This is a genomic window from Lutibacter sp. Hel_I_33_5, from assembly GCF_007827455.1.
Classification (GTDB): Bacteria; Bacteroidota; Bacteroidia; order Flavobacteriales; family Flavobacteriaceae; genus Polaribacter.
This window is the reverse complement of record NZ_VISM01000001.1, coordinates 1,487,746-1,510,591: the sequence shown is the minus strand read 5'-3', so window position 1 is coordinate 1,510,591 and position 22,846 is coordinate 1,487,746. Positions and strand designations below refer to the sequence as shown.

The 22,846-nt window shown below is 29.9% G+C and carries 21 protein-coding genes; 5 read left to right on the top strand and 16 right to left on the bottom strand.

Annotation, left to right across the window (positions count from 1 at the left end; genetic code table 11):
* Position 1 precedes the first annotated feature (1 nt).
* Together OD91_RS06770 and OD91_RS06765 are read left to right on the top strand one after the other, a co-directional pair.
* Positions 2 to 1,408 (top strand): rhodanese-like domain-containing protein, encoded by a 1,407-nt coding sequence (locus tag OD91_RS06770; RefSeq protein ID WP_144895628.1) that lies wholly within the window; start codon positions 2 to 4, stop codon positions 1,406 to 1,408.
* 4 nt (positions 1,409 to 1,412) lie between these two features.
* Positions 1,413 to 1,778 (top strand): rhodanese-like domain-containing protein, encoded by a 366-nt coding sequence (locus OD91_RS06765; RefSeq protein ID WP_144895627.1) that lies wholly within the window; start codon positions 1,413 to 1,415, stop codon positions 1,776 to 1,778.
* Here the strand turns inward: OD91_RS06765 and OD91_RS06760 are convergent.
* Together OD91_RS06760 and OD91_RS06755 are read right to left on the bottom strand one after the other, a co-directional pair.
* A complete protein-coding gene (locus OD91_RS06760; protein WP_144895626.1) occupies positions 1,775 to 3,235 on the bottom strand; it encodes a T9SS type A sorting domain-containing protein in 1,461 nt (486 codons plus the stop codon). The two genes, OD91_RS06765 and OD91_RS06760, sit on opposite strands and share 4 nt — an antisense overlap.
* 138 nt (positions 3,236 to 3,373) lie before the next feature.
* Complete coding sequence (locus OD91_RS06755; RefSeq protein ID WP_144895625.1) at positions 3,374 to 5,719, bottom strand: TonB-dependent receptor; 2,346 nt, start codon at positions 5,717 to 5,719, stop codon at positions 3,374 to 3,376.
* A gap of 363 nt (positions 5,720 to 6,082) precedes the next feature.
* Between OD91_RS06755 and OD91_RS06750 the strand changes: the two genes are divergently transcribed.
* A complete protein-coding gene (locus OD91_RS06750; protein ID WP_144895624.1) occupies positions 6,083 to 6,478 on the top strand; it encodes a nuclear transport factor 2 family protein in 396 nt (131 codons plus the stop codon).
* Here OD91_RS06750 and arfB read toward each other — a convergent pair.
* From arfB to OD91_RS06715, 7 genes are all read right to left on the bottom strand, one after another.
* The gene (gene arfB, locus OD91_RS06745; protein ID WP_144895623.1) at positions 6,475 to 6,879 is read right to left on the bottom strand and encodes an alternative ribosome rescue aminoacyl-tRNA hydrolase ArfB; all 405 of its coding nucleotides are present in this window, start codon (positions 6,877 to 6,879) and stop codon (positions 6,475 to 6,477) included. The genes OD91_RS06750 and arfB overlap by 4 nt on opposite strands.
* Positions 6,879 to 7,805 (bottom strand): phosphatase PAP2 family protein, encoded by a 927-nt coding sequence (locus OD91_RS06740; protein ID WP_144895622.1) that lies wholly within the window; start codon positions 7,803 to 7,805, stop codon positions 6,879 to 6,881. The genes arfB and OD91_RS06740 overlap by 1 nt, the downstream gene beginning before the upstream one ends.
* A gap of 9 nt (positions 7,806 to 7,814) precedes the next feature.
* Positions 7,815 to 8,450: an AAA family ATPase gene (locus tag OD91_RS06735; RefSeq protein WP_144895621.1), complete on the bottom strand. Its 636-nt coding sequence runs from the start codon at positions 8,448 to 8,450 to the stop codon at positions 7,815 to 7,817.
* Positions 8,414 to 9,043 carry a nicotinamide riboside transporter PnuC gene (gene pnuC, locus OD91_RS06730; RefSeq protein ID WP_144895620.1) on the bottom strand — a complete coding sequence of 210 codons (630 nt, stop codon included), beginning with the start codon at positions 9,041 to 9,043 and terminating at the stop codon, positions 8,414 to 8,416. Before pnuC ends, OD91_RS06735 begins: the two co-directional genes overlap by 37 nt.
* Positions 9,027 to 9,287: a hypothetical protein gene (locus tag OD91_RS06725; protein ID WP_144895619.1), complete on the bottom strand. Its 261-nt coding sequence runs from the start codon at positions 9,285 to 9,287 to the stop codon at positions 9,027 to 9,029. The genes pnuC and OD91_RS06725 overlap by 17 nt, the downstream gene beginning before the upstream one ends.
* A 66-nt stretch (positions 9,288 to 9,353) precedes the next feature.
* Positions 9,354 to 10,076 (bottom strand): geranylgeranylglyceryl/heptaprenylglyceryl phosphate synthase, encoded by a 723-nt coding sequence (locus tag OD91_RS06720; RefSeq protein WP_144895618.1) that lies wholly within the window; start codon positions 10,074 to 10,076, stop codon positions 9,354 to 9,356.
* Positions 10,077 to 10,182: 106 nt separating this feature from the next.
* Positions 10,183 to 10,809 (bottom strand): 4'-phosphopantetheinyl transferase superfamily protein, encoded by a 627-nt coding sequence (locus OD91_RS06715; protein WP_144895617.1) that lies wholly within the window; start codon positions 10,807 to 10,809, stop codon positions 10,183 to 10,185.
* 62 nt (positions 10,810 to 10,871) lie between these two features.
* On the opposite strand from OD91_RS06715, the gene ahcY reads away from it, so the two are divergent.
* Complete coding sequence (gene ahcY / locus OD91_RS06710; RefSeq protein WP_144895616.1) at positions 10,872 to 12,188, top strand: adenosylhomocysteinase; 1,317 nt, start codon at positions 10,872 to 10,874, stop codon at positions 12,186 to 12,188.
* A 131-nt stretch (positions 12,189 to 12,319) separates the two neighbouring features.
* Here ahcY and OD91_RS13485 read toward each other — a convergent pair whose 3' ends face one another.
* Positions 12,320 to 12,487, bottom strand: a complete 168-nt coding sequence (locus tag OD91_RS13485; RefSeq protein WP_186434415.1) for a hypothetical protein — start codon at positions 12,485 to 12,487, stop codon at positions 12,320 to 12,322.
* Positions 12,488 to 12,593: 106 nt separating this feature from the next.
* Between OD91_RS13485 and OD91_RS06705 the strand changes: the two genes are divergently transcribed.
* Positions 12,594 to 14,024, top strand: coding sequence for a DASS family sodium-coupled anion symporter (locus OD91_RS06705; RefSeq protein WP_144895615.1), 1,431 nt, complete (start codon positions 12,594 to 12,596; stop codon positions 14,022 to 14,024).
* On the opposite strand, the gene OD91_RS06700 is transcribed toward OD91_RS06705, so the two are convergent.
* From OD91_RS06700 to tilS, 6 genes are all read right to left on the bottom strand, one after another.
* The gene (locus OD91_RS06700; RefSeq protein WP_144895614.1) at positions 14,025 to 14,609 is read right to left on the bottom strand and encodes a DUF4202 domain-containing protein; all 585 of its coding nucleotides are present in this window, start codon (positions 14,607 to 14,609) and stop codon (positions 14,025 to 14,027) included.
* Between the two features lie 80 nt (positions 14,610 to 14,689).
* Positions 14,690 to 16,228, bottom strand: a complete 1,539-nt coding sequence (locus OD91_RS06695) for a YifB family Mg chelatase-like AAA ATPase (RefSeq protein WP_144895613.1) — start codon at positions 16,226 to 16,228, stop codon at positions 14,690 to 14,692.
* A gap of 109 nt (positions 16,229 to 16,337) precedes the next feature.
* Entirely contained in the window at positions 16,338 to 18,917 is a 2,580-nt protein-coding gene (locus OD91_RS06690) for a phosphoenolpyruvate carboxylase (RefSeq protein ID WP_144895612.1), read from the bottom strand.
* Positions 18,918 to 19,082: 165 nt separating this feature from the next.
* Entirely contained in the window at positions 19,083 to 19,451 is a 369-nt protein-coding gene (locus OD91_RS06685) for a hypothetical protein (protein ID WP_144895611.1), read from the bottom strand.
* A 2-nt stretch (positions 19,452 to 19,453) separates the two neighbouring features.
* Positions 19,454 to 21,466 carry a protein-disulfide reductase DsbD gene (locus OD91_RS06680; protein WP_144895610.1) on the bottom strand — a complete coding sequence of 671 codons (2,013 nt, stop codon included), beginning with the start codon at positions 21,464 to 21,466 and terminating at the stop codon, positions 19,454 to 19,456.
* Complete coding sequence (gene tilS, locus OD91_RS06675; RefSeq protein WP_370511742.1) at positions 21,463 to 22,803, bottom strand: tRNA lysidine(34) synthetase TilS; 1,341 nt, start codon at positions 22,801 to 22,803, stop codon at positions 21,463 to 21,465. The genes OD91_RS06680 and tilS overlap by 4 nt, the downstream gene beginning before the upstream one ends.
* Positions 22,804 to 22,846: the final 43 nt, after the last annotated feature.

The following is a 22,846-nucleotide window of genomic DNA, read 5'->3' as shown; positions in this document are numbered from 1 at the left end:
TATGATAGTAGAACAAATTTATACAGGTTGTTTAGCGCAAGGTGCGTATTATATAGAAAGTAATGGAGAAGTAGCTATAATTGACCCATTAAGAGAAGTACAAGAGTATCTTAGTAAAGCGTCAAAGAATAATGCAAAAATTAAATATATTTTCGAAACCCATTTTCATGCAGATTTTGTGAGCGGACATGTTACGCTTGCTGAAAAAACAGGTGCAAAAATTGTATATGGACCAACAGCTAATACAGATTTTGATTCTTTAATTGCTGAGGATAATCAGGTATTTAAAATAGGAGATATAACAATAACAGCGTTGCATACTCCAGGACATACCTTAGAAAGTACTACGTATTTATTAAAAGATGAAACTGGAAAAAATCATGCAATTTTTTCTGGTGATACACTTTTTTTAGGTGATGTTGGAAGACCCGATTTAGCTCAAAAAAGCGATTTAACCCAAGAAGATTTAGCATCCCTATTATTTGATAGTTTACGAACTAAAATAATGACATTGTCTGATGATGTATTGGTATATCCAGCACATGGTGCAGGTTCAGCATGTGGTAAAAATTTAAGTAAAGAAACGGTTGGTACCATTGGAGAGCAAAAGAAAACAAATTATGCTTTAAGAGCGGATATGACAAAAGAAGAATTTGTAAAAGAGGTGACCGATGGTTTGTTACCGCCTCCAGCATATTTTCCTTTAAATGTTAAATTGAACAAAGAAGGATATCAGAGTTTTGAAGAAGTATTAAAAACGAGTAATAAAGCTCTTTCTGTTCAGGATTTTGAATTGATTGCTAATGAAACTAACGCCGTTATTTTAGATGTTAGACATCAATCAGAATTTATAAAAGGATTTATTCCACAATCAATTTTTATTGGTGTAGATGGAGGATTTGCTCCTTGGGTGGGTGCTTTAATTAAAGATATAAAACAGCCTATTTTATTAGTTTCTCCTGTTGGAAGAGAAGAAGAAGTAATTACAAGATTGTCACGTGTAGGATTTGATAATGTTTTAGGATATCTCGAAGGTAGTTTTGAATTTTGGGAAAAAGAAAATAAAGAAATTGACACCTTAGTTTCTATTTCTGCTGAAACTTTAGCAGAAAAAATAAATAAAAAAGCCTTAGTTTTTGATGTTAGAAAACCTGGTGAGTTTGACAATGAACATATAGAAAGTGCAAAAAGTACTCCTTTAGATTTTTTAAATGATCATATCTCAGAATTTCCAAAAGATAAAGATTTTTATGTGCATTGTGCTGGTGGGTATAGATCTGTAATAGCAGCTTCTATTTTAAAAGCTAGAGGTTTTCATAAGGTAATTGATGTAGCTGGAGGATATGGAGCAATAAAAAAGACTCCTATTAAAAGAACAGATTCGGTATGTCCGTCAACATTAAAATAAAACTATGAGAAGTCTTTTGTCAGTTTTAATAATTAATTTATTTTTTAGTTGTACAAATGCGCAAGAGGATAAATCAATTTCTACAATAGCATTAAAAAAAATAGTATCTAAAAATAACATTCAATTATTAGATGTTCGAACACCAAAAGAAATTGATGAAGGATATATAATTGGTGCTCGCTTTGCTAATTTTTATGACAAAGATTTTTACAAAAATGCTTCAAGTCAATTAGATAAATCTAAACCTGTTTATTTGTATTGTAGATCTGGTAAACGAAGCGAAAAATCTGCTAAAATATTACAAGAAAATGGTTTTGTAACATTTAATGTGATAGGTGGTTATAATCAATGGAAAAAAGAAAATAATTAGTTTTTAATTATTTTAAAAGATTTAGTTGTCTTTCCTGTAGATAAATTTAAAAAATAAACACCCGAAGAAAGTTGATGTTTATTTAGATTAAAAGACATTTTTTTGTCATCACTTTTTATAGATTTATTTAAGATTAATTTCCCATTAAGATTTACTAATTCAATTTTATTAATTCTGTGGTTATTTCCTAAATCAATATTTAATTGATTATTTAAAGGATTAGGATATACTCTAATATTTTTAAAGAGAATATCATTAACACTTAATGATATTGTACAATTAATTCCATTACTAGAATTATTAATTCCGCTTTTAATATCAATCATTGCACTAGTACAATTGTTATATACTCCACCCGCTTTATTCGCTAAAGTATTAAAATCATTTATTTGACTCGGAGCTTCATTTTTTAACTCGATAGTTCCTCCTCTAATATTGTTTTTTTCAATTACTATAGACTCTCTTATAGCGGGACCACTAATACCAAATGCATTAATACCATAATCTTCGAAACTATTATTATGAATCCAAATATGATCATTTACATCTTCCCAATTGGAAGCTTCTCTAATAATAATACCGCCAATATTTTTAAATGTAGAGCTTCTAATTTCAACGTTTTGAACACCTTTTAATTTAATTCCATGGCCAGAAGGTCTATCAGACCAACCATCAAAAGTAACTCCAGTAACGGTAATATTAGCTACATTATGAAGATAAAGACCATGATCTTCCCATTCTGTACCAGAATAAGTAGTGCTAACAGTACGAATAATTTGCCCACCATTTACAACATGATTTGTAATAGGGTTTATAGAATTTGTGTCTTTTTTAGTAGTGATTATATTCATTCCCATTACCAGGTTTCCAGTAATACTATTATTTAAAAAATGATGATTATCGCCATCATTTACTTTAAGCCCTTTACCAGGTTCTGAAGTAGATGGCCATTCAATAGTGCAGTTTTTAATTACGTTGTTGGCTCCATCAACAACTCTTAAAGACCATTCAGCTGCTTTTTTAGGACTAGAACTATTATTAACACTTGGTAAGTTATTGCTATTATATTTTTGATCATAAACTTTTATACCATCTAAAGTTGTATTAGAGCAACTAGTTATTAAGATTTGTACATTTCTAAAATTGATATTTTTTAACGTAAGATTACTCCAACTAACAAAATCCATTTTATTATCCTTAATGTCTCCGGCGTTAGTAGCATCCATAATAACATTACCATTACCTATAAAACTAACATTGCTTTTACTACCAGAACTCCAAACTGAAATTAGTGTACTTGTTAATGTATAGTTTCCAGCACTTAATGTAATAGTACTTCCATTAGCAATTGCATTTAAATTTGCAGTAGTAAATGTTGAGGGAGTTAGCGTTGTGTCATTTGCAAAAACGAAGCTAGATACAGTTAGGAAGTAAAGAAATAATTGTAATCTTTTCATGGTAAATAATTATCTATACTCAAAAATACTAATATAATATAGATGTTTATGGGAATGATTGTTCAAGTAGCGGTGGTTTTTATAACCAAAAAAACCTTCTAGAAGAATCTAGAAGGTTTAAGTTATTCGTTTTTATTTTTAAAATTTTAAAGTAACTCCAACTAAAAAATTTCTTGTTGCTTGAGGATAATATCCAGCACCATCAATAGTTTTTGCTGTTCCAGGGTTAGACCAAGTGTCATCATATGTGTAATAATAACCTCTATCAACATATTCTTTGTCGAAAATATTATTAATTAAAGCAGTAAATACAATTGACTTAAAAATTTTAGAAGTTTCAACTTCGTAAACCACATTTAAATCGCTTGTAAAGAAGTCATTTAAAACATCTAATTTAGATACCTTACTATTTAAATTACTCATAAATTGTTTGTCTACAAATTTTGATAAAAATGCGATTTGTAAATTATCAATAGGTTTAAAAACAAATGAATTTCCAAAAACTATGTTTGGTGAAAAAGTAATTGGTGTATCACCTAAATTTTGTAAAACTCCGTCAATTTTTTCATGATAATCTCTATTGATATTTTTACTGATAGCTAAGTTTGGAATCATAGAAAATTCTTCAGATAATGTAATTTTTGCATCAATTTCTAAACCAAATCTATAACTGCTACCACTAGAACCTCTTAATGGTTCACCAGTATTTGGATCAATTGCACCCGTTAAAATTAACTGATTCTGGTAATCCATATAATAAATATTGGTATTTAATTTAACAGTTTCATTTTTTAAACGCCAACCAAATTCGTAATCATCTAAACTTTCGTGTTTAGAATTTCCACCTTCAAAATCATTTCTATTTGGCTCTCTATTTGCACGTGCATAAGAAGCGTATAAACTGTTCTCATCATTTACTTTATAAGTAAACCCTAACTTCGGATTGAAAAAGTTATAAGTTTTATCAACATTTATTGGGGCTCTGTCAGATGTTAACCCTACAGTTGTATAGTTTACAGTTCTGTATTGAAAATCTACAAAAGCCTTTATTTTTTTTGCTAGATTAAAAGTAGCTTTTGAGAAAACACTAAAGTCAGATTTTTTAGAATTACTTTCATAATATCGGTCTCTAATATTAGTGCTTGCAGCTAAATCACTTCCCCATATTATTTCTCCATAATGATCGTTTTTATAATTACTGTAAGAAAAACCAGAAATAATATTGAAGTTCTCATTTTGATAATCTGCATTAAAATTTGCCACATAAAAATGATTATCTAACCATCTATCTACAATTACATCACTTCCGTCAACAATTAAATTGTTATAATCTATGGCATCTTCACCATCTTTAAACTGTTCAAAAAAACCTTTTCCCCTTGTATAATTTAAGCCAATGTTTGTAGACCAATTGTTGTTTAATTTTTCATTCCAATGGATTTGATAATGATCTTGTTGATAATTGTCTGATTCATTATCATACGTATACGGGTTTTGTCTTCTGTCTGCAGCTAATTCATCTGGTGTTAATCCGAACCAAGCTTGATATGTATGCTCTTTTCCACCAAAAACTAATGCCTTAATTAACGTGTTTTCATCCGTATAACTTCCTTGTAAAAAGTATGATTTTAAATCTGTGAAGGCTCTGTCTACATAACCATCAGAATAAATATTTGATAAACGACCTGCAAATTCAAAATGCTTATTTACTTTTCCAGTTGTAAATTTTACAGTATGTTTTCTTGTTCCATAAGAACCAAAAGAATTCGAAATTTCTCCGCCAGATTCTTCCGAAACAGCATCTGTTAAAATATTTAAACTCGCTCCAAAAGCTCCCGAACCATTTGTTGAAGTTCCAACACCACGCTGTAATTGTAAATTCTGTGTAGAAGAAGCAAAATCACCCATGTTTACCCAAAATGTACCTTGACTTTCTGCATCGTTATAAGGAATTCCGTTTACAGTTACATTTACTCTAGAAGCGTCTGAACCACGAACCCGAATGTATGTGTATCCAACACCCGCACCCGCATCAGAAGAAGAAATTACATTGGGTAAATAATTCATTAAAATAGGAATGTCTTGTCCTAAATTACGTTTTGCTATCTCTTTTTTTGAAAGATTAGAATGTGTAACAGGTGCATCTGCTTTTACTCGAACTGCGGAAACTAAAACTTCGTCTAAAACTGTAGAATCTGAAATTAACTTAATAATAATGTCTTCATTTTTAGAAATTTCTTGGGTAAAATAACCAGTTTTAAAACCTACATGAGATACTTCAATCTTATAAGTTCCTTTACTAAGTTTTAATTGGAATTTTCCATCAAAATCAGTAGAAGTTCCTTGATTAGTCTCTTTTACCAAAATAGTTGCTTCTGGTAAAGATTGATTACTTTCATCTACAACTTTTCCTGAGAGTGTAAATGTCTGGGAGTTTACAAGTATACTTGTAAACAAGAATAAAAAAAAGATGTTTTTTTTCATTTTAAAAAATTTAAAACGAATAAAAAGAGGTAATTATTCTTGTGATTAATATTGAATAATTTTTGTGTAAAGCATAGCTTTACTTTTTGCACTCGCTAAAAAGATCTACCTGATCTTTTCTTAACGCTTGCTTTCCTAAACAGCATTACCTGTTCTAGGTTCAATGGGTATGATCTCAGCCTTTTTTTAGTTAAAAGTTAGAAAGTTAAAAGTTGAATAAGATTAAAAACTGATAACTAAAAACGAATAACTTTAAATTAGCACCCCTTTATGAGAACGCGGCAAAAGTAAATAGCATTTTTGAATTGACAAACAACAAAAGTATTTTTTTTGTAGCTTTGATTATAGCATAAAATATAGATTATGAGCGTAAAAATAGGTTTAGAGAATTGGCATCATTTTGTAACAACAAAAAATACAGATGGATTGGATAGTTTTATTGATGATGATGCAGTTTTATATTCACCAGTAGTTTTTAAACCGATTGAAGGTAAATTTATGGTAACGATGTATTTAATGGCAGCGGCAGAAATAATAGCCAATAATAATTTTAAATATGAACGTGAACTAACAGATGAAACTGGCGCAGTTCTAGAATTTTCAACCGAAATTAACGAAATAAGTGTTGAAGGAGTAGATATGCTAAAATTTACAGATGAAGGAAAATTAAAAGAAATAAAAGTAATGGTTAGACCTTTAAAGGCAGTGAATATGGTGCATCAAAAAATGGGTGAATATTTACAAAAAATGAATAACTAATCTAATTTAGGTTTTTTTCGTAGTGTTTTTTTTAGCTTTTGCTTTTGTTTGTTCTCTGCTTTTCTTCTGATGGATGCTCTACTTGGTTTAGTCGATTTTCTTTTTTTAGGTTTGATTAAACTTTTAGTAATAATTTCTAAAAATCGTTTAATTGCAATTTCTTTATTTCTATGTTGAGATCTACTTTCATCACAGAATAAAATCAAACTATTTTCTTTGGATAGTTTTGAAGAAAGTTTACTTTTTAAAAGTTCTTTTTCTTCTACAGAAAGAGCTAATGAGTTTTCTAAATCAAAGGTTAATTCTATTTTCGAAGAAACTTTATTTACATGTTGACCACCAGCGCCAGAACTTCTGATTCCTTTAAATTTTAATTCTTTTATGATGGCTTCTTTATTCATCAAAAAACACCTACGATATGAATTCCTGTAAAATCTTTTGAATATTGTGGGACAATATTAAAAGAGATGTGTTTCTCCTTTTTTAACTGACCATTAATATTTCTTTTTTTCCAACTGCTCAAAACTATAGACTTTCCAATTAAAGTACCAACAATTCCACCAACAACTAAATCGCTTACCCAATGATTATGTTCTTTAATCTCAGCGAGATATATTAAAGACATAAAACTATATGGAATCCAATAATTATCATACTCCATTTGAAAAACTTTTGCAATAGCGAAATAAGCAGTTGTATGTAAAGAAGGAAAAGCAGAACCTTCTGGGCTAGAAAAAAGATATTTTTCTCTTTTATTAAAAAAATCTAAATGATCATTTGTCCAAGGATGCTTTGCAGGTTCACTTAATGGTCTATTAGGTCTATGTCTTCCAAAAATAGTTTTTAAACCTAATTGAGTTATTATTGTAGAATATTGAATAGCTTTTAAAGCATTAATAGAAGCATACTGACCTCTTTCTTTATTTGAAAAAAACGCACCTAAATAATTAGCAATAATTGGATAAGAAATGTATGCATTATTATTAAGAAGCCACTTATGTGTGGAGGTATTGTTAATCATTGTGATATCGGGTAAAGAATAATTTATTGTTGGTTCTACATGCTTATGCCATAAACGAGTAGTAATTTTATCAGTTAATACTAAACCAGTAATTCCTGCTAAATAATATCCTGTTTTTTTCCAATCATTTGATAATTCTTTACCTATAAATACAAAATCACTAGGTATTGTTAGCAAACTGTTTTTTATGACTTTGCCTGAAGTTTTTAAAATATTATTTTTTGTATTTTTTTTATCTGATTGGGAATAAATACAATTTATTGTAATAAATAATGTTATTGTAGCAATCTTTTTAAATTTTTTCATTTTTTTGAGTTAGTTGATATTCTGATGCATAAAATGCATGTCAAAATCGGTTAGTGTATTTGAAAACGAATATAAATTCTCTTTTCTTTTTATGATTTTATCAATAGCGTTAATTGCAGTTTTTAAACGAGTTTCTTTATCGCCTTTTAATAAAATATAAGGTCTATTGTTTTTTATTAATGCGTTTTCAAAAGCGGTAAACATTTCTAAACGTTGTTCGGGTCTATCACGTAAATCATCTTCTTCCCATGGCGTGTCTATATAGGTTAAAAAGTAGAGATCATATTGATTTTCTGTTGCAGCATTATCTAGTTCTGAGTCTACAAAACCTCCGTAATATTCTTCTGAATAGACTTTTGTTTCGAGTAAATCGGTATCACAAATTAATATTTTATCCGCTTTTAAGGCTAATTTGTTTTCTAATTTAATTTGTCCTCTTGCAATTGGAATTAAATCTGATTGTTCACATGTTTTACGCTCATTATTCCATTTTTTCTGCAAATATTCACGTGCAAATTCTGGTGCCCAAACCGTATTGTAATGACGAGCAAGTTGACCAGAAAGTGTCGTTTTTCCTGTTGATTCTGGACCAAATAAAACAACTTTTACTAAGTTGATAGGTTTTTGACTAAGCTTTTTTTCCATGTGATGTAACCTTGAATTGCAAGAATGGTAAATATAAGATATTGTAATGATAACATTCCTAAACCTCTATAGGCATACAAAGGAACTGTTATTAAGTCAGCAAAAATCCAAAGCGTCCAATTTTCTAATTTTTTATTTGCCATGAACCACATTGCAGTAAAGAAAATACCAGAAGTGAAAATATCTAAATAATTTTCTGTTTTAATTTCATTACCAAAATATCTATAAACACCATAGGTGACAATCATAGTTATTATAGCTAAAATTATTCCAATGATTTTTTCTTTTGAAGTTGTTCTAGAAATAGGAACTAGAACTTTGTTGTTTTTTTTCCTAGACCAATTCCACCATCCATATATACTCATAACTGAGTAATAGAAATTCATCATCATGTCTCCAAAATACTCTGCTTTATATAATAAATATACAGTAATAATTGTGGCAATTAAGCCTGTAGGATAAACTAAAATATTTTCTTTTTTAGCATACCAAACACTGGCAATACCAAATACAAAAGCAACTGCTTCTAAAATTATGAAAGAAGTAGGTGTGTTTTGATAAGCATTTAGAAAAAAATCAAAAAGTTGGTTCATAGCTGCTTCTATCTGATTTTACAATTTTCATAGTTAACAAACCATTGTCAATATTTTCGAAGGCTGTTTTTATTTCATTTGTTAAATATGGCATTAAAGTATCATAATCGCCATAGATTTGTGTACTCAAAGGATTTTCTAAAACAGTAAAACTTGAAGCTCTTAATTCTTTAATAAACTCAATTATAGGTTCTTCAAAATTATCTCGCAAAGGTGTTAACGTTAATTCAATTGATATTTTCATGTTTGTTTTTGTGAAAATGTAAAAGTAAATAATTATGTGATGCTGAAACAAGTTCAGCATGACGAATTAAGATTTTAATTCTTCAAAGAAATTTTCGTCATTTTCAAAAGCTGTTCCGATGACTACTAAATCAGCACCAGCGTTAAAGGCATTTTCAAGTTGTTTTTTATTTCTGATTCCGCCACCAACTATTAATGGAATATTTAGATCTTTTTTTACAAGACTAATAATGCTTGCATCCACAGGTACTATAGCTCCACTTCCAGCTTCAAGGTAAATAAGTTTTTTTCCAGAATATTCTCCTGCCAAAGAAGTGTTTAAAATTAAATCAATATTATTTTGAGTAAGTGGTTTTGTTTTGCTGACTTTTTGCGTTGCAGTTTCTTTTCCACCATCAATTAAAATATAACCCGTTGGTAAAATCTCTAAATCAGTATTTTTTAAAATAGGAGCAGAGCGAACTTGTTGGTCGATTAAATATTCTGGATTTCTACCAGATATTAAACTTAAAAAAAGAATTCCGTCTGCTTTATTTGTGATTTGTTTTATGTCACCAGGAAATAAAATAACAGGTAAATGAGTTACTTTTTTTATAGCAATAACTACTTCTTCTGTTTGATTATTTTCATCAGTACTTCCACCAACAAAAATGTGTGTCGCAATAGATTGATGAACTTTGTCAAAAAATGAAGGAATATTTTTTAAATCAATTTTTTCAGGATCAATTAAAACAGCGAGTAATTTTTTGTCTTTTTCTTTTGCTGATAAAATGTTTTGGTAAATATTCACAGTTGCGAAAATAAGAAGTTCTCGATACAAATTTGTTCTTTCATCACAAATTCACTCGAACTGACAAAACTTTGCCACTATTTTACTTTGAAACTTTGCTATTCATTTAAAAAGCATAAACACAAGTAAAACCATCAAATTCTAAAAAGTGAATGTCATAGTTAGAAGTTTTTCCATCATATCTTATTTCTCCTGTAGTTTTTTCATCAATAAAATTAAAGTCATCTACAAAAATATGATCTCTAAAAAGTAGTTTTTTCTTTCCGTAAATTTTATACAAACTCTCTTTTCCTCCCCAAACAATAGTCAATTTGCTAATCAACGCATCAACATTTGCAATTGTTTTGTATTCTTCAAAAGGGGTGAACTTATGCGCTATTTTTAAAATTTTCTCACGTTGTTTTTCAATGTCAATTCCAACTGGTATATCCTCAGAAATTATCAATCCAGAAAATGTAAAAGAATGGGTTATCGAAATATAATTTCCATCTTTTAAATGAGGTTTTCCATAGTCATCATAAATAACATCAGCATCAACATAACCAGCAACTTTTAATAATTGACGCACACTTAAAAAACCTTTTTGATGTAATTCTGATTTCATTCCATCTAATCTTACTTGGTTTTTATCATTTAGATCAATATTAGTAGAAAGTGTTTTTACATCTTCAGAAATCTTCCAAATCAGAACTTTAGTTCTTTTATTAACGTTAATTGTTTTATAAAGCGGCATGTTTTTTAAAATCTATATCGTACCTTTGCAGTCGAAAAAATTAGGATATAAATATACATATTATGAGCACAAAAACCGCTACCTATGTTCCTTTTAAAGTTAAAGATATTTCTTTAGCGGATTGGGGAAGAAAAGAAATTGAATTGGCAGAAGCAGAAATGCCAGGATTAATGTCTTTAAGAGAAGAGTATAAAGATAGTCAACCGTTAAAAGGTTCTAGAATTGCAGGATGTTTACACATGACAATTCAAACAGCTGTTTTAATTGAAACATTACAAGCTTTAGGAGCAGAAGTTACTTGGAGTTCTTGTAATATCTTTTCTACACAAGATCAAGCTGCTGCTGCAATAGCTGCTGCTGGAACACCAGTATATGCTTGGAAAGATATGACAGAAGAAGAGTTTGACTGGTGTATAGAACAAACCTTATTTTTTGGGGAAGACAAAAAACCACTAAACTTAATTTTAGATGATGGTGGAGATTTAACCAATATGGTGTTAGATCGTTATCCAGAATTGGCTGCAGGAATTAACGGATTATCTGAAGAAACTACAACTGGAGTTCATAGATTATATGATAGAGTAAAAGCAGGAACGTTACCAATGCCAGCAATTAATGTAAACGATTCTGTTACAAAATCTAAATTTGATAACAAATACGGATGTAAAGAATCTGCAGTTGACGCAATTAGAAGAGCAACTGATATTATGTTAGCTGGTAAACGTGTAACTGTTTGTGGTTATGGTGATGTTGGTAAAGGAACAGCCGCTTCTTTTAAGGGTGCTGGTTCTATTGTAACGGTTACAGAAATCGATCCAATATGTGCATTACAAGCTGCAATGGATGGTTTTGAAGTAAAGAAATTAGAAACTGTTATAGGTAATTCTGATATTGTAATCACTACAACTGGAAATAAAGATATTATTCAAGGACGTCATTTTGAAGCTTTAAAAGACAAAGCAATTGTTTGTAATATTGGACATTTTGATAACGAAATTGATATGGCTTGGTTAAACAAAAACCACGGTCATACCAAAGATACAATCAAACCTCAAGTTGATAAATATAATATTGCAGGAAAAGATATTATCATTTTAGCAGAAGGACGTTTAGTAAACTTAGGTTGTGCAACTGGGCACCCAAGTTTTGTAATGTCTAACTCATTTACAAATCAGACGTTAGCTCAAATTGAACTTTGGACAAACAGAGATGCGTACGAAAATGAAGTATATATGTTACCAAAACATTTAGACGAAAAAGTAGCTAAATTACACTTGGCAAAAATAGGCGTAGAGCTTACAGAATTACGTGAAGATCAAGCTTCTTATATTGGTGTAACTGTAGATGGCCCATATAAGCCAGAACATTATAGATACTAGAGATAGTTATTGGTTTTTAGTCGCTAGTTATTAGTGATTAAAATCTTAATTGTTTATAATTTCTGTTTAGGCAGGAAATCTTAATAAAAATTTGAAAACCCTTTCATTAAATTTGAGAGGGTTTTATTGTTTTATAATTTAGATGCCTTATAGTTTTTGGTTATTATCCATACTCCATAAAATAAAGCAATAATCATTAGATAAAAAATCCAATCATCTATAGGTATACCTGGAGGATCTGGACAGCCTTTACATTGTTTAGAAGGGTTGCTGCAAGAATTACCTCCACCGGGATCCATACAGCAAGCTTTACATTGAAAAAACAATAAAATTAAAAACATAATATTTAGGGGTATATTATATTTTATAAATATAAGTTAAATTTACCACCTAAAAAGTATAATAATGCAGTTTAGAAAAAAAACAGGATTAATACTAGGGCCACTTTTATTTTTTCTAATTCAGTTTTTACCGATTACAATAGTTTCAGAAAAAGCAGACGCAGTAATTGCTGTTGCAATTTGGATGGTTATTTGGTGGATAACAGAAACTGTAAATATTGCCGTTACAGCCTTATTACCATTAATACTTTTTCCATTATTAAAAGTAATGCCAATTACTGATGTTGGTGCTAATTACGGAAGCCCCATTATTTTTTTATTCTTTGGAGGCTTTGTATTGGCGTTGGCGTTAGAGAAAGTCAGTTTACATAAAAGAATAGCATTAACCATTGTAAAACTAACAGGAACAACACCCAATAAAGTCATTTTAGGTTTTATTATTGCCACTGCTTTTATGAGTATGTGGATTAGCAATACAGCAAGTACAGTTGTAATGTTACCGATTGCTATTTCTGTGATTAGATTATTAATAAAAGACGAAGACGGATTTACAAAAGCAGATAAAAACTTTGCGTTAGCAATTATGTTAGGTATCGCATTTTCTGCAAATGCTGGTGGAATTGCAACCGTAATTGGAACTCCGCCAAATTCGGTTTTAATTGGTTTGTTAGAAAATCAATATAACATTCAAATATCATTTTTAACTTGGATGAGTTTTGGATTACCGTTTTCGATTTTAATGTTAACCGCCGTTTATTTTGTGCTGGTAAAATGGCTATTTCCTTGTAAAGATATTTTGTTTACTTCATCAGCAACAATTATAGATGATGAATTAAAAAAGTTAGGTAAAATATCTACAGAAGAAAAAAGAGTGTTAACCATTTTTGCAATCACCGTTTCTTTATGGATTACAAGAACTATTATTAATAAATTATTTCCTGGATTAAAATTGTCTGATACTGTCATAAGTTTAATAGGTGCAGTTTCCTTATTTGCAGTTCCTATGAATTTTAAAAAAGGAAATTTTATATTAGAATGGAAAGACACAGAAAAATTAGCTTGGGGAATTTTAATCCTTTTTGGTGGAGGTTTAGCACTTGCAAAAGGAATGGCTTCGAGTGGATTAGTTGCGTTAATTACCGATACAATTGCTGCAGGAAACTTTAATATTTTATTTACAGTTTCTTTATTAATAATCTTAATGTTATTTATGACAGAGCTAATGAGTAATGTTGCTTTAGTAGCTGTTTTAGCGCCAGTAGTTGCAGGAATTGCAATAGGATTAGATATTCCTATTTTAAATTTATTAATTCCAGTTACCATGGCTTCTAGTTGTGCGTTTATGTTACCGATGGCAACACCACCAAACGCTATTGTATTTGCAAGTGGTTATGTAAAAGTGAATCAAATGGTTAGAGCAGGAATTGTTTTAAACTTAATCGCAGTTGGGTTGCTTATTTTATATTATCAATTTGTAATTCCTTTGTTTTTTTAATTAAGAAATCGCTTGTTTAACTAAATTTAAGCTTTTTTCTGAAAAAGTTATTTTTAATGCTGCTTCATGTCCTTTATCGGACATTTTCTTCCAAGTTTTTTTAAGAATATCAATTACTTTTTCATCAGTATGTTTTACAGCAAATTCTTCAAAGTAGTATTCTAAAAAAACCAAACAAATGGTGTCTTCTAAGGTTTGAGAATCTTCATTCTTTTTAATGAATTTCTTTAATATTATTTTTTGAACATTTTTTGAGAAATCATCATCGTATCCAACTTGTTGTAAAATATCTCCAGTAATATCCGAATGCATTTTTTTAAGCGTTTCACGCCATTTTAAATAGCCAATTCTATCCATTGGATATTCATCTCTAGGAATTTTCCAACGACAAATATGTTGTGCTCTCGCTGCAATTTGTAATTCTTCGGAAGCGGTAGGATGAAATTGAAGCAATGTTCTTGTCATTCTATGAGAATACAATAATTCTTTTGGGTATTCTACTTCTGAAAATTTGTAAGTATTAGTGTCTTCAGTGTTTTTTTTGTCAATTAATGCGATGGCAATTTCAAACTTTGTTGGCTTCATTCTTTTTGTATAATCTAATAAGCAATATACATATTCTCTTTAAAGTTTATAATTGAAAGTGTTTTTATTTTAACATTAGTTTACCCCAACCAACCTTCACGATCTAGACTTCTATATAGAATTGCCTCTGCAATATGATCTTGAGAAATATCACTTTTTTTTGCTAAATCTGCAATAGTTCTTGAAACTTTTAAAATTCGATCATACGCTCTAGCTGAAAGATTTAGTTTTTCCATGGCGGTCTTTAAAAGGGTTAAACTTTCTGGAGATAGTTTACAGAATTTTCTAATTTGTTTCACACTCATTTGCGCATTATAATGTACGTTTTCAAAATCTTTGAAACGTTCAGATTGAATTTCTCTAGCTTCAGTTACTCGTTTTCTAATTGCAACTGAAGATTCTCCTTTTCTATCATCGGATAACTTATCAAATGGAACAGGAGTAACTTCTATATGAATATCAATTCTATCTAACAAAGGCCCAGAAATTTTACTTAAATACCGTTGCATTTCTTGTGGGGAAGAGGTGAGAGGAGAATCAGGATCATTAAAATATCCACTTGGACTCGGATTCATACTTGCGACCAACATAAAACTACTTGGGTAATTAACCGTAAATTTTGCTCTAGAAATGGTGACCTCTCTATCCTCTAAAGGTTGACGCATCACTTCTAAAACACCACGTTTAAATTCGGGTAATTCATCTAAAAATAAAACACCATTATGTGATAAAGAGATTTCTCCAGGTTGTGGATGACTATTGCCGCCACCTATAAGAGCGATGTCGGAGATTGTATGATGAGGTGAGCGAAAAGGACGTTCATATAACAATCCGTTATTTTTTGTTTTCCCAACCACAGAATGAATTTTTGTAGTTTCTAATGCTTCATGTAAAGTCATTGGAGGAAGAATAGAAGGTAATCGTTTTGCTAACATTGTTTTTCCAGAACCTGGAGGACCAATTAAAATAATATTATGACCACCAGCTGCTGCTATTTCCATACAACGTTTTATAGATTCTTGGCCTTTTACATCAGAAAAATCAAACTCTGGAAAATCGATGTTTTTATAAAATTCAGCTCTTGTATCAATAATGGTTGGAGTCAATTTATTATCACCATTAAAATGATTGATAACTTCTAAAATAGAAGAAGCACCAAAAACTTGAACATCATTTACAATAGCTGCCTCTTTCGCATTATCATTTGGAACAATTAAATATTTAAAACCTTCTTCTTTTGCTTTAATAGCTATGGGTAATGCACCTTTTATGGGTTGTAAACTTCCATCTAAAGATAGCTCACCCATAATTATATATTCATGTATGTTCTCTGATTTTATTTGATTGGAAGCTGCAAGAATTCCTATAGCAATTGTTAAATCATAAGAAGCACCTTCTTTTCTAATATCAGCAGGAGCCATATTAATGATTATTTTCTTTCCAGGAAGTTTAAAATTATTATTGTTTAGTGCGGCAGAAATTCTGTAGGAACTTTCTCTTACTGCATTATCTGGTAAACCAACTAAGTGATAACCAATTCCTTTATCAATATTTACTTCTACAGTAATTGTAGTAGATTCTATACCGAAAACGGCAGAGCCAAAAACTTTAACTAGCATTCTTTTTCTTTTTAGCTAAAGATAAAGAATATTGATGAATAAAAAAATGCCAGCAATAAGTTGCTGGCATTTTTATTGTTTGTCATTCCTGAGTAGGCAGGAATCTATTTTAAGCTGAATTCCTACTCGCATTAATATTTCCGAATAAAGAACGCATCACCATTTTTTCTAAAGTTGCTATTTTTTTAGAATTAGGTTTTTCTTTCTGTAATTCTTGAATTTTCTTTAACGCAAATTGTTGAATGGTTAATAAAGGTAAAACAATCTGCTCTCTAGCTTCAATAGATGCTTTTCCGTCAGGATGATTTTCCATTAATTCTGTATAACCTGCTAATTTTAAAAGTAAACGTTTTGTTGTTTTATATTCTTCAAAAATTAGTTTCCAGAAGTCTCCAAACTCTTCATCATTCGCCATATAAGCAGTTAACTCAAAGAACGATTTTGTTAAACTCATCATACTGTTTTCTAACAACGTTTTAAAGAAATCAGACGTATTGTAAAACTCAACAACTTTATCAAACTCACCTGCATCTTCATATTTTTTAAGCGCAGTTCCTACACCATAAAATCCAGGTACGTTTTGTTTTAACTGACTCCAGCTACCAACAAACGGAATTGCTCTCAACGCAGAAAAATCTAAAGTGTCAGAATTAGAACGCTTACTTGGTCTACTACCAATATTAGTTTTTGCATAATATTTTAACGTACTCATTTTTTCTAAATACGGTAAAAATTGTGGATGATTTTTAAAATCTACATAGGTTTTATAACTTGTAGTAGATAAATCATTCATGATAATTCTATTTTTATCAGTAATCTGATCTTTGGTAAACACCTCATTTTTAATCCCAGAACTTAATAATTGTTCTAAATTAAATTGAGACGAATCTTTGGTTCCAAAATTAGAGCTAATCGTTTGCCCTTGAATGGTTAACTGAATTTCTTTATCCTCAATCGTTGGGCCTAAAGAAGCGTAAAATTGATGTGTTTTTCCACCTCCACGTGCTGGTGGTCCACCACGACCGTCGAAGAAAATAACCGTAATTCCGAATTCTCTAGAAATTCTTGTTAAGGCTTCCTTGGCTTTAAAAATACCCCAGTTTGCCATTAAATACCCTCCGTCTTTTGTTCCGTCAGAAAAACCTAGCATAATAGTTTGCTTGTCTTTTCTTTGTGAAACATGTGCTCTATATATTGGATTAGAGTATAATTGACGCATCACACCTTCAGCATTTTCTAAATCTTCAACCGTTTCAAAAAGTGGAATTACATCTACTGGAAGAGTGTCACCAAAATCACATAAATTCAGCATAGCAAACGTTTGCATAACATTTAATGCGGTTTGGTTGTTACTAATAATGTATCTGTTAGCGCCACGTTCTCCGTTTCTAGATTGAATTTTCTTTAAAGCAAAAATAGATTCGATGGTCTTTACAGACATTTCATCAGTTAAGATAGACGTGTCTATATTTCCTTTCACTTTAGATAAAACTGCTATTTGATCATCAGCAGAAAGATCTAAATAATTTTTTGGAAAAGTTGCATCTCCAGATGCAATTAAATCTGTAACAATCTGTGTAAATGCATCGTGATGAACTCTACTATCTTGTCTAATATCTAAGGTTGCAAAATGGAAACCAAAAATATTTACTTTGTTGATGAAATCATCTAATTCGTCTAAAAATAGCGATTGATGTTCATCAATTAAAATAGTTCTTATAGCGTGTAATTCTTCTAATAATACGTGTTGAGAAAAGTTCACTTTTTCATAACTCTTACGAACATGTTTTAGTAATCTTTTTTCCAATCTAGATAAAATTTCTTCAACACCTGTAAACGTTAAACGTCTTCTTAAATTTCTTATGTCTTTATAGTAATTTTTAAGAATTGTTTGGCGTAAACGTTCTGCAACATCAATAGTAATTTTTGTTGTTACAAAAGGATTTCCATCTCTATCACCTCCTGGCCAAAAACCAAGATCAACAATCTCATTTTCCATAGGTTCTCCATCAAAAATATTTTGTTGTAGATAGTTGTAAATTTCACTTACTGAATGATAAAATACATTCTCTAGATACCAGATTAAACTTACTGCTTCATCATATGGTGTTGGTTTTTTCTTTTTGAAAAAAGGTGTTTTTCCAAGTTGAACCAATAAACTTTTTATTAATAATAAATCATCGTTTTGGATGGCTTTATCTAGATCTGTAATAATTCCTAAAACTGCTCCTGGATAAAACTGGGTTGGATGTGCGGTTAAAACTACACGAACTTTAAATTCTTCTAAGTATTCTTTTAACTCTTCTTTTTTATCTTTAGAAAGTGCAATCTCTTTAGAATTTCTAAGTGTTCCAATTCCATCCATATTATTTACAATAGGAAACGCAGCATCTTCAATGGCATCAAACAAAACTACTTGACGCTCTATATATTGAATAAATTTAAATAGTAAACTTATTTTTTCTTTTTCTGTTGGATTTTCTTGATACTTCTTAAAAAAAGTATCTACTATTTCAGATGGATTTTTACCTTGTGCAAACCCTTTTTTACAAACAGCATGAAAAAGGGGTAATAATACACCAGTTTTTCCAATAGCATCAAAAGGTAAGGTCATGAAAATACTATTGTAAATTTGATATTTTGATAGTACGTTTTCGTTAAACCTTTTTAATTTCGGTTGTGCAGACATCATTTTCGTTTTAAAATCGTGTCTTACAAAAATACTTCACAGATAGAGAAGTTGTTAGATTTAGTCTTTAATAATTTACGAAATCGATGTAGATTGCGTTTTTTGATTAAAAAATGTTATTATTTAATGATTAAAGCTGTGTTTTGTGCTTTTTTAAACAGTAATTTACTGAGTTCTGTTGTTGCAATTATGTAAATTCCACCTTGTTGGGTCGTTTTTTAACAAGAATTTTTTAGTGAAATTTGTATTCTGGTACCTTTTTAAATCATCTTCATTAAAAGTATTAGCATCTCTACCAAAATTTTTATAATCAAAAGTAAAAAGGTTGTTTTCTATGTCGAAAAAATCAACAAAAGCAAAATCATATTCTTTAATGTTTAATCTTTTATTAATTGATGCAAATCCGTAATTATCTTTTGTGATTTTGTTAAATGTATAGATACTAATAGGTAGTTTTTTAGAGTTGTTTGTTTGCGCTAAAAGCGATGAAGAAGTAAAAATAAGTCCTAAGAAAAGAAGTGTAGTTTTATTCATAATTAGTTGATGTTTAGATTTTTATTATCATCAAAATTTATGCCAGTATTTCCCTTCTTAAAAGAGTCTAAACTTTCTTTCAGCCAATTGTAATATGTTGTTTTATCGGTGTATTGTTGAGGTGAATTTAAAATCTCTAAATTTGGACTCATTAAAACGTAGTAAGGTTGTGAAGCTGTTTTAAAGTTCAACGCTTGAAAAGTTGCCCACTTGCTACCTTTCGTTTTTATTTTTTTGATATTTCCGTTAGCTCTTAAAAAGTCAAATTGTTCATTTGTTGGAAGTTTTTCTTCGTTATCATCAACATATAAAGAAATCAAAATATAATCGTCTTTTAATAATTTATAAATTGATGGATCACTCCAAACATTTTCTTCCATTTTACGACAATTTACGCAAGCCCAACCTGTAAAATCTAATAAAATTGGTTTGTTGGTTTCTTTAGCTTTAGCTAAACCAGTATCCCAATCTTTATAGCAATCTAGCCCTAAAGGACAATCATTTTCTTGATCATAAATACTATAAAATTGTGGAGGAGGAAAACCGCTTAATAAACTTAAATTCCAAGTCGGATTTTTAAGTGTTCCAGGAATTAAATAAATAACAAAAGCAATTACTAACACACCAAAACTTATTCTTGAAAAAGATAGTTTCTTGATTGGAGAATCATGAGGGAATTTTATTTTCCCTAATAAATATAAGGCTAAACCTATAAAAATGAGTATCCAAATTCCGATAAAAACTTCACGTTTTAAAATTCCCCAATGTCCAACTAAATCAGAGTTTGATAAAAATTTAAAAGCTAGAGCTAATTCTAAAAAGCCTAAAATAACTTTCGTTGTATTTAGCCAGCCACCAGATTTTGGTAACGAATTTAACCAACTAGGAAACAATGCAAACAATGCAAATGGTAACGCAAGCGCTAATCCAAAACCACTCATACCAGCTGTTAGTTGATATGCGCCGCCATCGGATGTTAATGACCCTGCTAATAAAGATCCCAAAATTGGGCCAGTACAAGAAAAGGAAACAATAGCTAAGGTTAATGCCATGAAAAAGATACCGATGATTCCACCAACTGAGGAAGCTGAATCCATTTTATTTCCCCAAGAACTTGGTAATGTAATTTCGTAAAACCCGAAAAATGAGCCTGCAAAAAATACTAAAACGGCAAAAAAGAATATGTTTAACCAAATATTTGTTGAGATATTATTCAATATTTCAGGATCTAAATTATCTAAAAAATGAAAGGGAACACTCAATAAAATGTAAATTAAAACAATAAATAAGCCATATAAAATGGCGTTGAGAATACCTTTGCTTTTATTTTGAGATTGTTTGGTGAAAAACGAAACTGTTAAGGGAATCATTGGGAAAACACAAGGTGTTAATAAGGCTAATAATCCACCGATAAACCCTAAGAAAAAGATATTAAATAAACCGCTTTTCTCATCCGAATCAGAGTCTGATCCATTTTTTAATAATGCTGTATTTTTTAAATCAAGTTTTAGTTTATTAGATAATTCCTTGCTTCTTTTGTCTATAGTTACATCCTGTTTTGTTGAACCTCCAGTTAAAGAAACAATAAAATCTTCATCAATATTTATACAAGCAGTTTCACAAACTTGGCCAAAAAAGTTTAATTTTACTTGATTAATCTCTTTATTGGTTAATTGAATTCTTTGAGTAATTGTAGCTTTGTCTTTAAAAACAATTTCTTCTTTTTCCCAAGTGTCAGAATACTTTTTTAATGTTTCACTTTCTTTAGCTTTCCCAACTAATTGATAGCCGGTTTCTCCTTCTGTTATACTAATTATAATAGGTAGAGAAGCATTATCTGGATTGTATTGTGAATATAAATACCAGTCTTTTAGCAGTTTTGCGTTAAAAACAACATCGTATTCTGTATCGGATATTTTTTCTAATGATGTAGTTAAAAGTATTGGGTTATCTTCTGTTTGTGCCAAAGAAACAATACTAAAGAGTAGAAAAAATATGAGGGTTAATTGTTTCATTTAAAAGTAATTTCTATTTTGTTCTCAGTTGTTTTATTTGTGCTAAAACGTCGGTCTTGTCTTTTGTTGATAATCCAAATAATATCATTGTCATTATTGCAAAGTAACCAAGTCTGTTCTTTATTAATCAACGAAAACTTTTCGTCTTTAAAATATTTGCTCAACTTCTTTTTTCCTTGCATTCCAACAGGATAAAAATAGTCACCTTTTTGCCATTTTCTTACAATTAATGGAAATTTTAACAAATCTTTATCTACATCAATACAGTTTTTTTCAGCTGATGAATTCTGATTTGATTCTTTAAAAGTTAAATGAATTGGACTAGAAATTTCTAATTCATCTTTTGCAATATAATATTTGTCTCCTTGAGCGCAGTCGAAAGGTTTTTTTTTAGTTAATAATAAAAACTCTCTATCTTTTATCAATCTATGTGTTTTTGATAAAACCTGTTTTCCAGATTGACCATCTAATAAACCATAAACATCATTCCATTCAGTATATTCATAGCTTTTTAAAAGTTGATATAAATAGGCTTTTGGGTTAGAAAGCTGTTTTATTTTTTTGATATCAACTTTTATCATTTCGAGCTCAGACGAGAAATCTTTTTCTATAACTTCAGAAGTAATTTTTTCAATGCTGTCTTCAATAATTTGATTGCTTTCTTGAAGGTTTTCTGAAGTTTTTGCAAATGTTTCTAATAAACTCGGATTAATTTCTTTTAGAATAGGGACAACTTGATGTCTTATTTTATTACGAATATATTTAGTTGAAGCATTGCTTTTATCTTCTCGCCATTCAATTTTATTATCAGTAGCATAATGCGTGATTTCTTCTCTTGAAAAAACTAAAAGTGGACGAACAATTTTTCCATTAATAACAGGAATACCTGTTAAGCCATCTAAACCTGTTCCGCGAGTTAAGTTGATTAAAAATGTTTCTAAATTATCATTTGCATGATGCGCGGTTAGAAGGAAATCAAAATGATGTTCTTCAATTAAATCATCAAACCATGAATACCGTAATTCTCTTGCTGCAATTTGTGTAGAAACTTTATTTTTTGTGGAATATTCTTCGGTGTTAAATTGAATTGCGAATGTTTTTAAATCTAGTTTTTCACCCAGAGAAATAACAAATTCTTCATCTAAATCACTCTCTTTCTCCCTAAGTTTAAAATTGCAATGCGCTAGTGAAATATCAAAATTTAGTTTGTGTAATAACTCTGTTAACACTACAGAATCTAATCCTCCAGAAATAGCAATGAGTAATTTTTTATCCCTTAGAAAAGGGAAATTAGTGTCTATATGTTTTTGAAATTCCTGAAGCATTTTCAGTTTCAAAAGTACGGATTTTAGTTGGCTTGTCATTCCTGGAAAAACAAGA

Coding starts and splice junctions, on each gene's coding strand:
- OD91_RS06760 (WP_144895626.1), bottom strand. CDS start 3,235: ATGAAAAGATTACAATTATTTCTTTACTTCCTAACTGTATCTAGCTTC.
- OD91_RS06680 (WP_144895610.1), bottom strand. CDS start 21,466: ATGAAACAATTAACCCTCATATTTTTTCTACTCTTTAGTATTGTTTCT.
- OD91_RS06770 (WP_144895628.1), top strand. CDS start 2: ATGATAGTAGAACAAATTTATACAGGTTGTTTAGCGCAAGGTGCGTAT.
- OD91_RS06740 (WP_144895622.1), bottom strand. CDS start 7,805: ATGAAAAAATTTAAAAAGATTGCTACAATAACATTATTTATTACAATA.
- OD91_RS06695 (WP_144895613.1), bottom strand. CDS start 16,228: ATGCTAGTTAAAGTTTTTGGCTCTGCCGTTTTCGGTATAGAATCTACT.
- OD91_RS06735 (WP_144895621.1), bottom strand. CDS start 8,450: ATGGAAAAAAAGCTTAGTCAAAAACCTATCAACTTAGTAAAAGTTGTT.
- OD91_RS06765 (WP_144895627.1), top strand. CDS start 1,413: ATGAGAAGTCTTTTGTCAGTTTTAATAATTAATTTATTTTTTAGTTGT.
- OD91_RS13485 (WP_186434415.1), bottom strand. CDS start 12,487: ATGGATCCCGGTGGAGGTAATTCTTGCAGCAACCCTTCTAAACAATGT.
- OD91_RS06755 (WP_144895625.1), bottom strand. CDS start 5,719: ATGAAAAAAAACATCTTTTTTTTATTCTTGTTTACAAGTATACTTGTA.
- OD91_RS06700 (WP_144895614.1), bottom strand. CDS start 14,609: ATGAAGCCAACAAAGTTTGAAATTGCCATCGCATTAATTGACAAAAAA.
- ahcY (WP_144895616.1), top strand. CDS start 10,872: ATGAGCACAAAAACCGCTACCTATGTTCCTTTTAAAGTTAAAGATATT.
- OD91_RS06725 (WP_144895619.1), bottom strand. CDS start 9,287: ATGAAAATATCAATTGAATTAACGTTAACACCTTTGCGAGATAATTTT.
- OD91_RS06685 (WP_144895611.1), bottom strand. CDS start 19,451: ATGAATAAAACTACACTTCTTTTCTTAGGACTTATTTTTACTTCTTCA.
- OD91_RS06690 (WP_144895612.1), bottom strand. CDS start 18,917: ATGTCTGCACAACCGAAATTAAAAAGGTTTAACGAAAACGTACTATCA.
- OD91_RS06750 (WP_144895624.1), top strand. CDS start 6,083: ATGAGCGTAAAAATAGGTTTAGAGAATTGGCATCATTTTGTAACAACA.
- OD91_RS06705 (WP_144895615.1), top strand. CDS start 12,594: ATGCAGTTTAGAAAAAAAACAGGATTAATACTAGGGCCACTTTTATTT.
- pnuC (WP_144895620.1), bottom strand. CDS start 9,043: ATGAACCAACTTTTTGATTTTTTTCTAAATGCTTATCAAAACACACCT.
- arfB (WP_144895623.1), bottom strand. CDS start 6,879: ATGAATAAAGAAGCCATCATAAAAGAATTAAAATTTAAAGGAATCAGA.
- OD91_RS06715 (WP_144895617.1), bottom strand. CDS start 10,809: ATGCCGCTTTATAAAACAATTAACGTTAATAAAAGAACTAAAGTTCTG.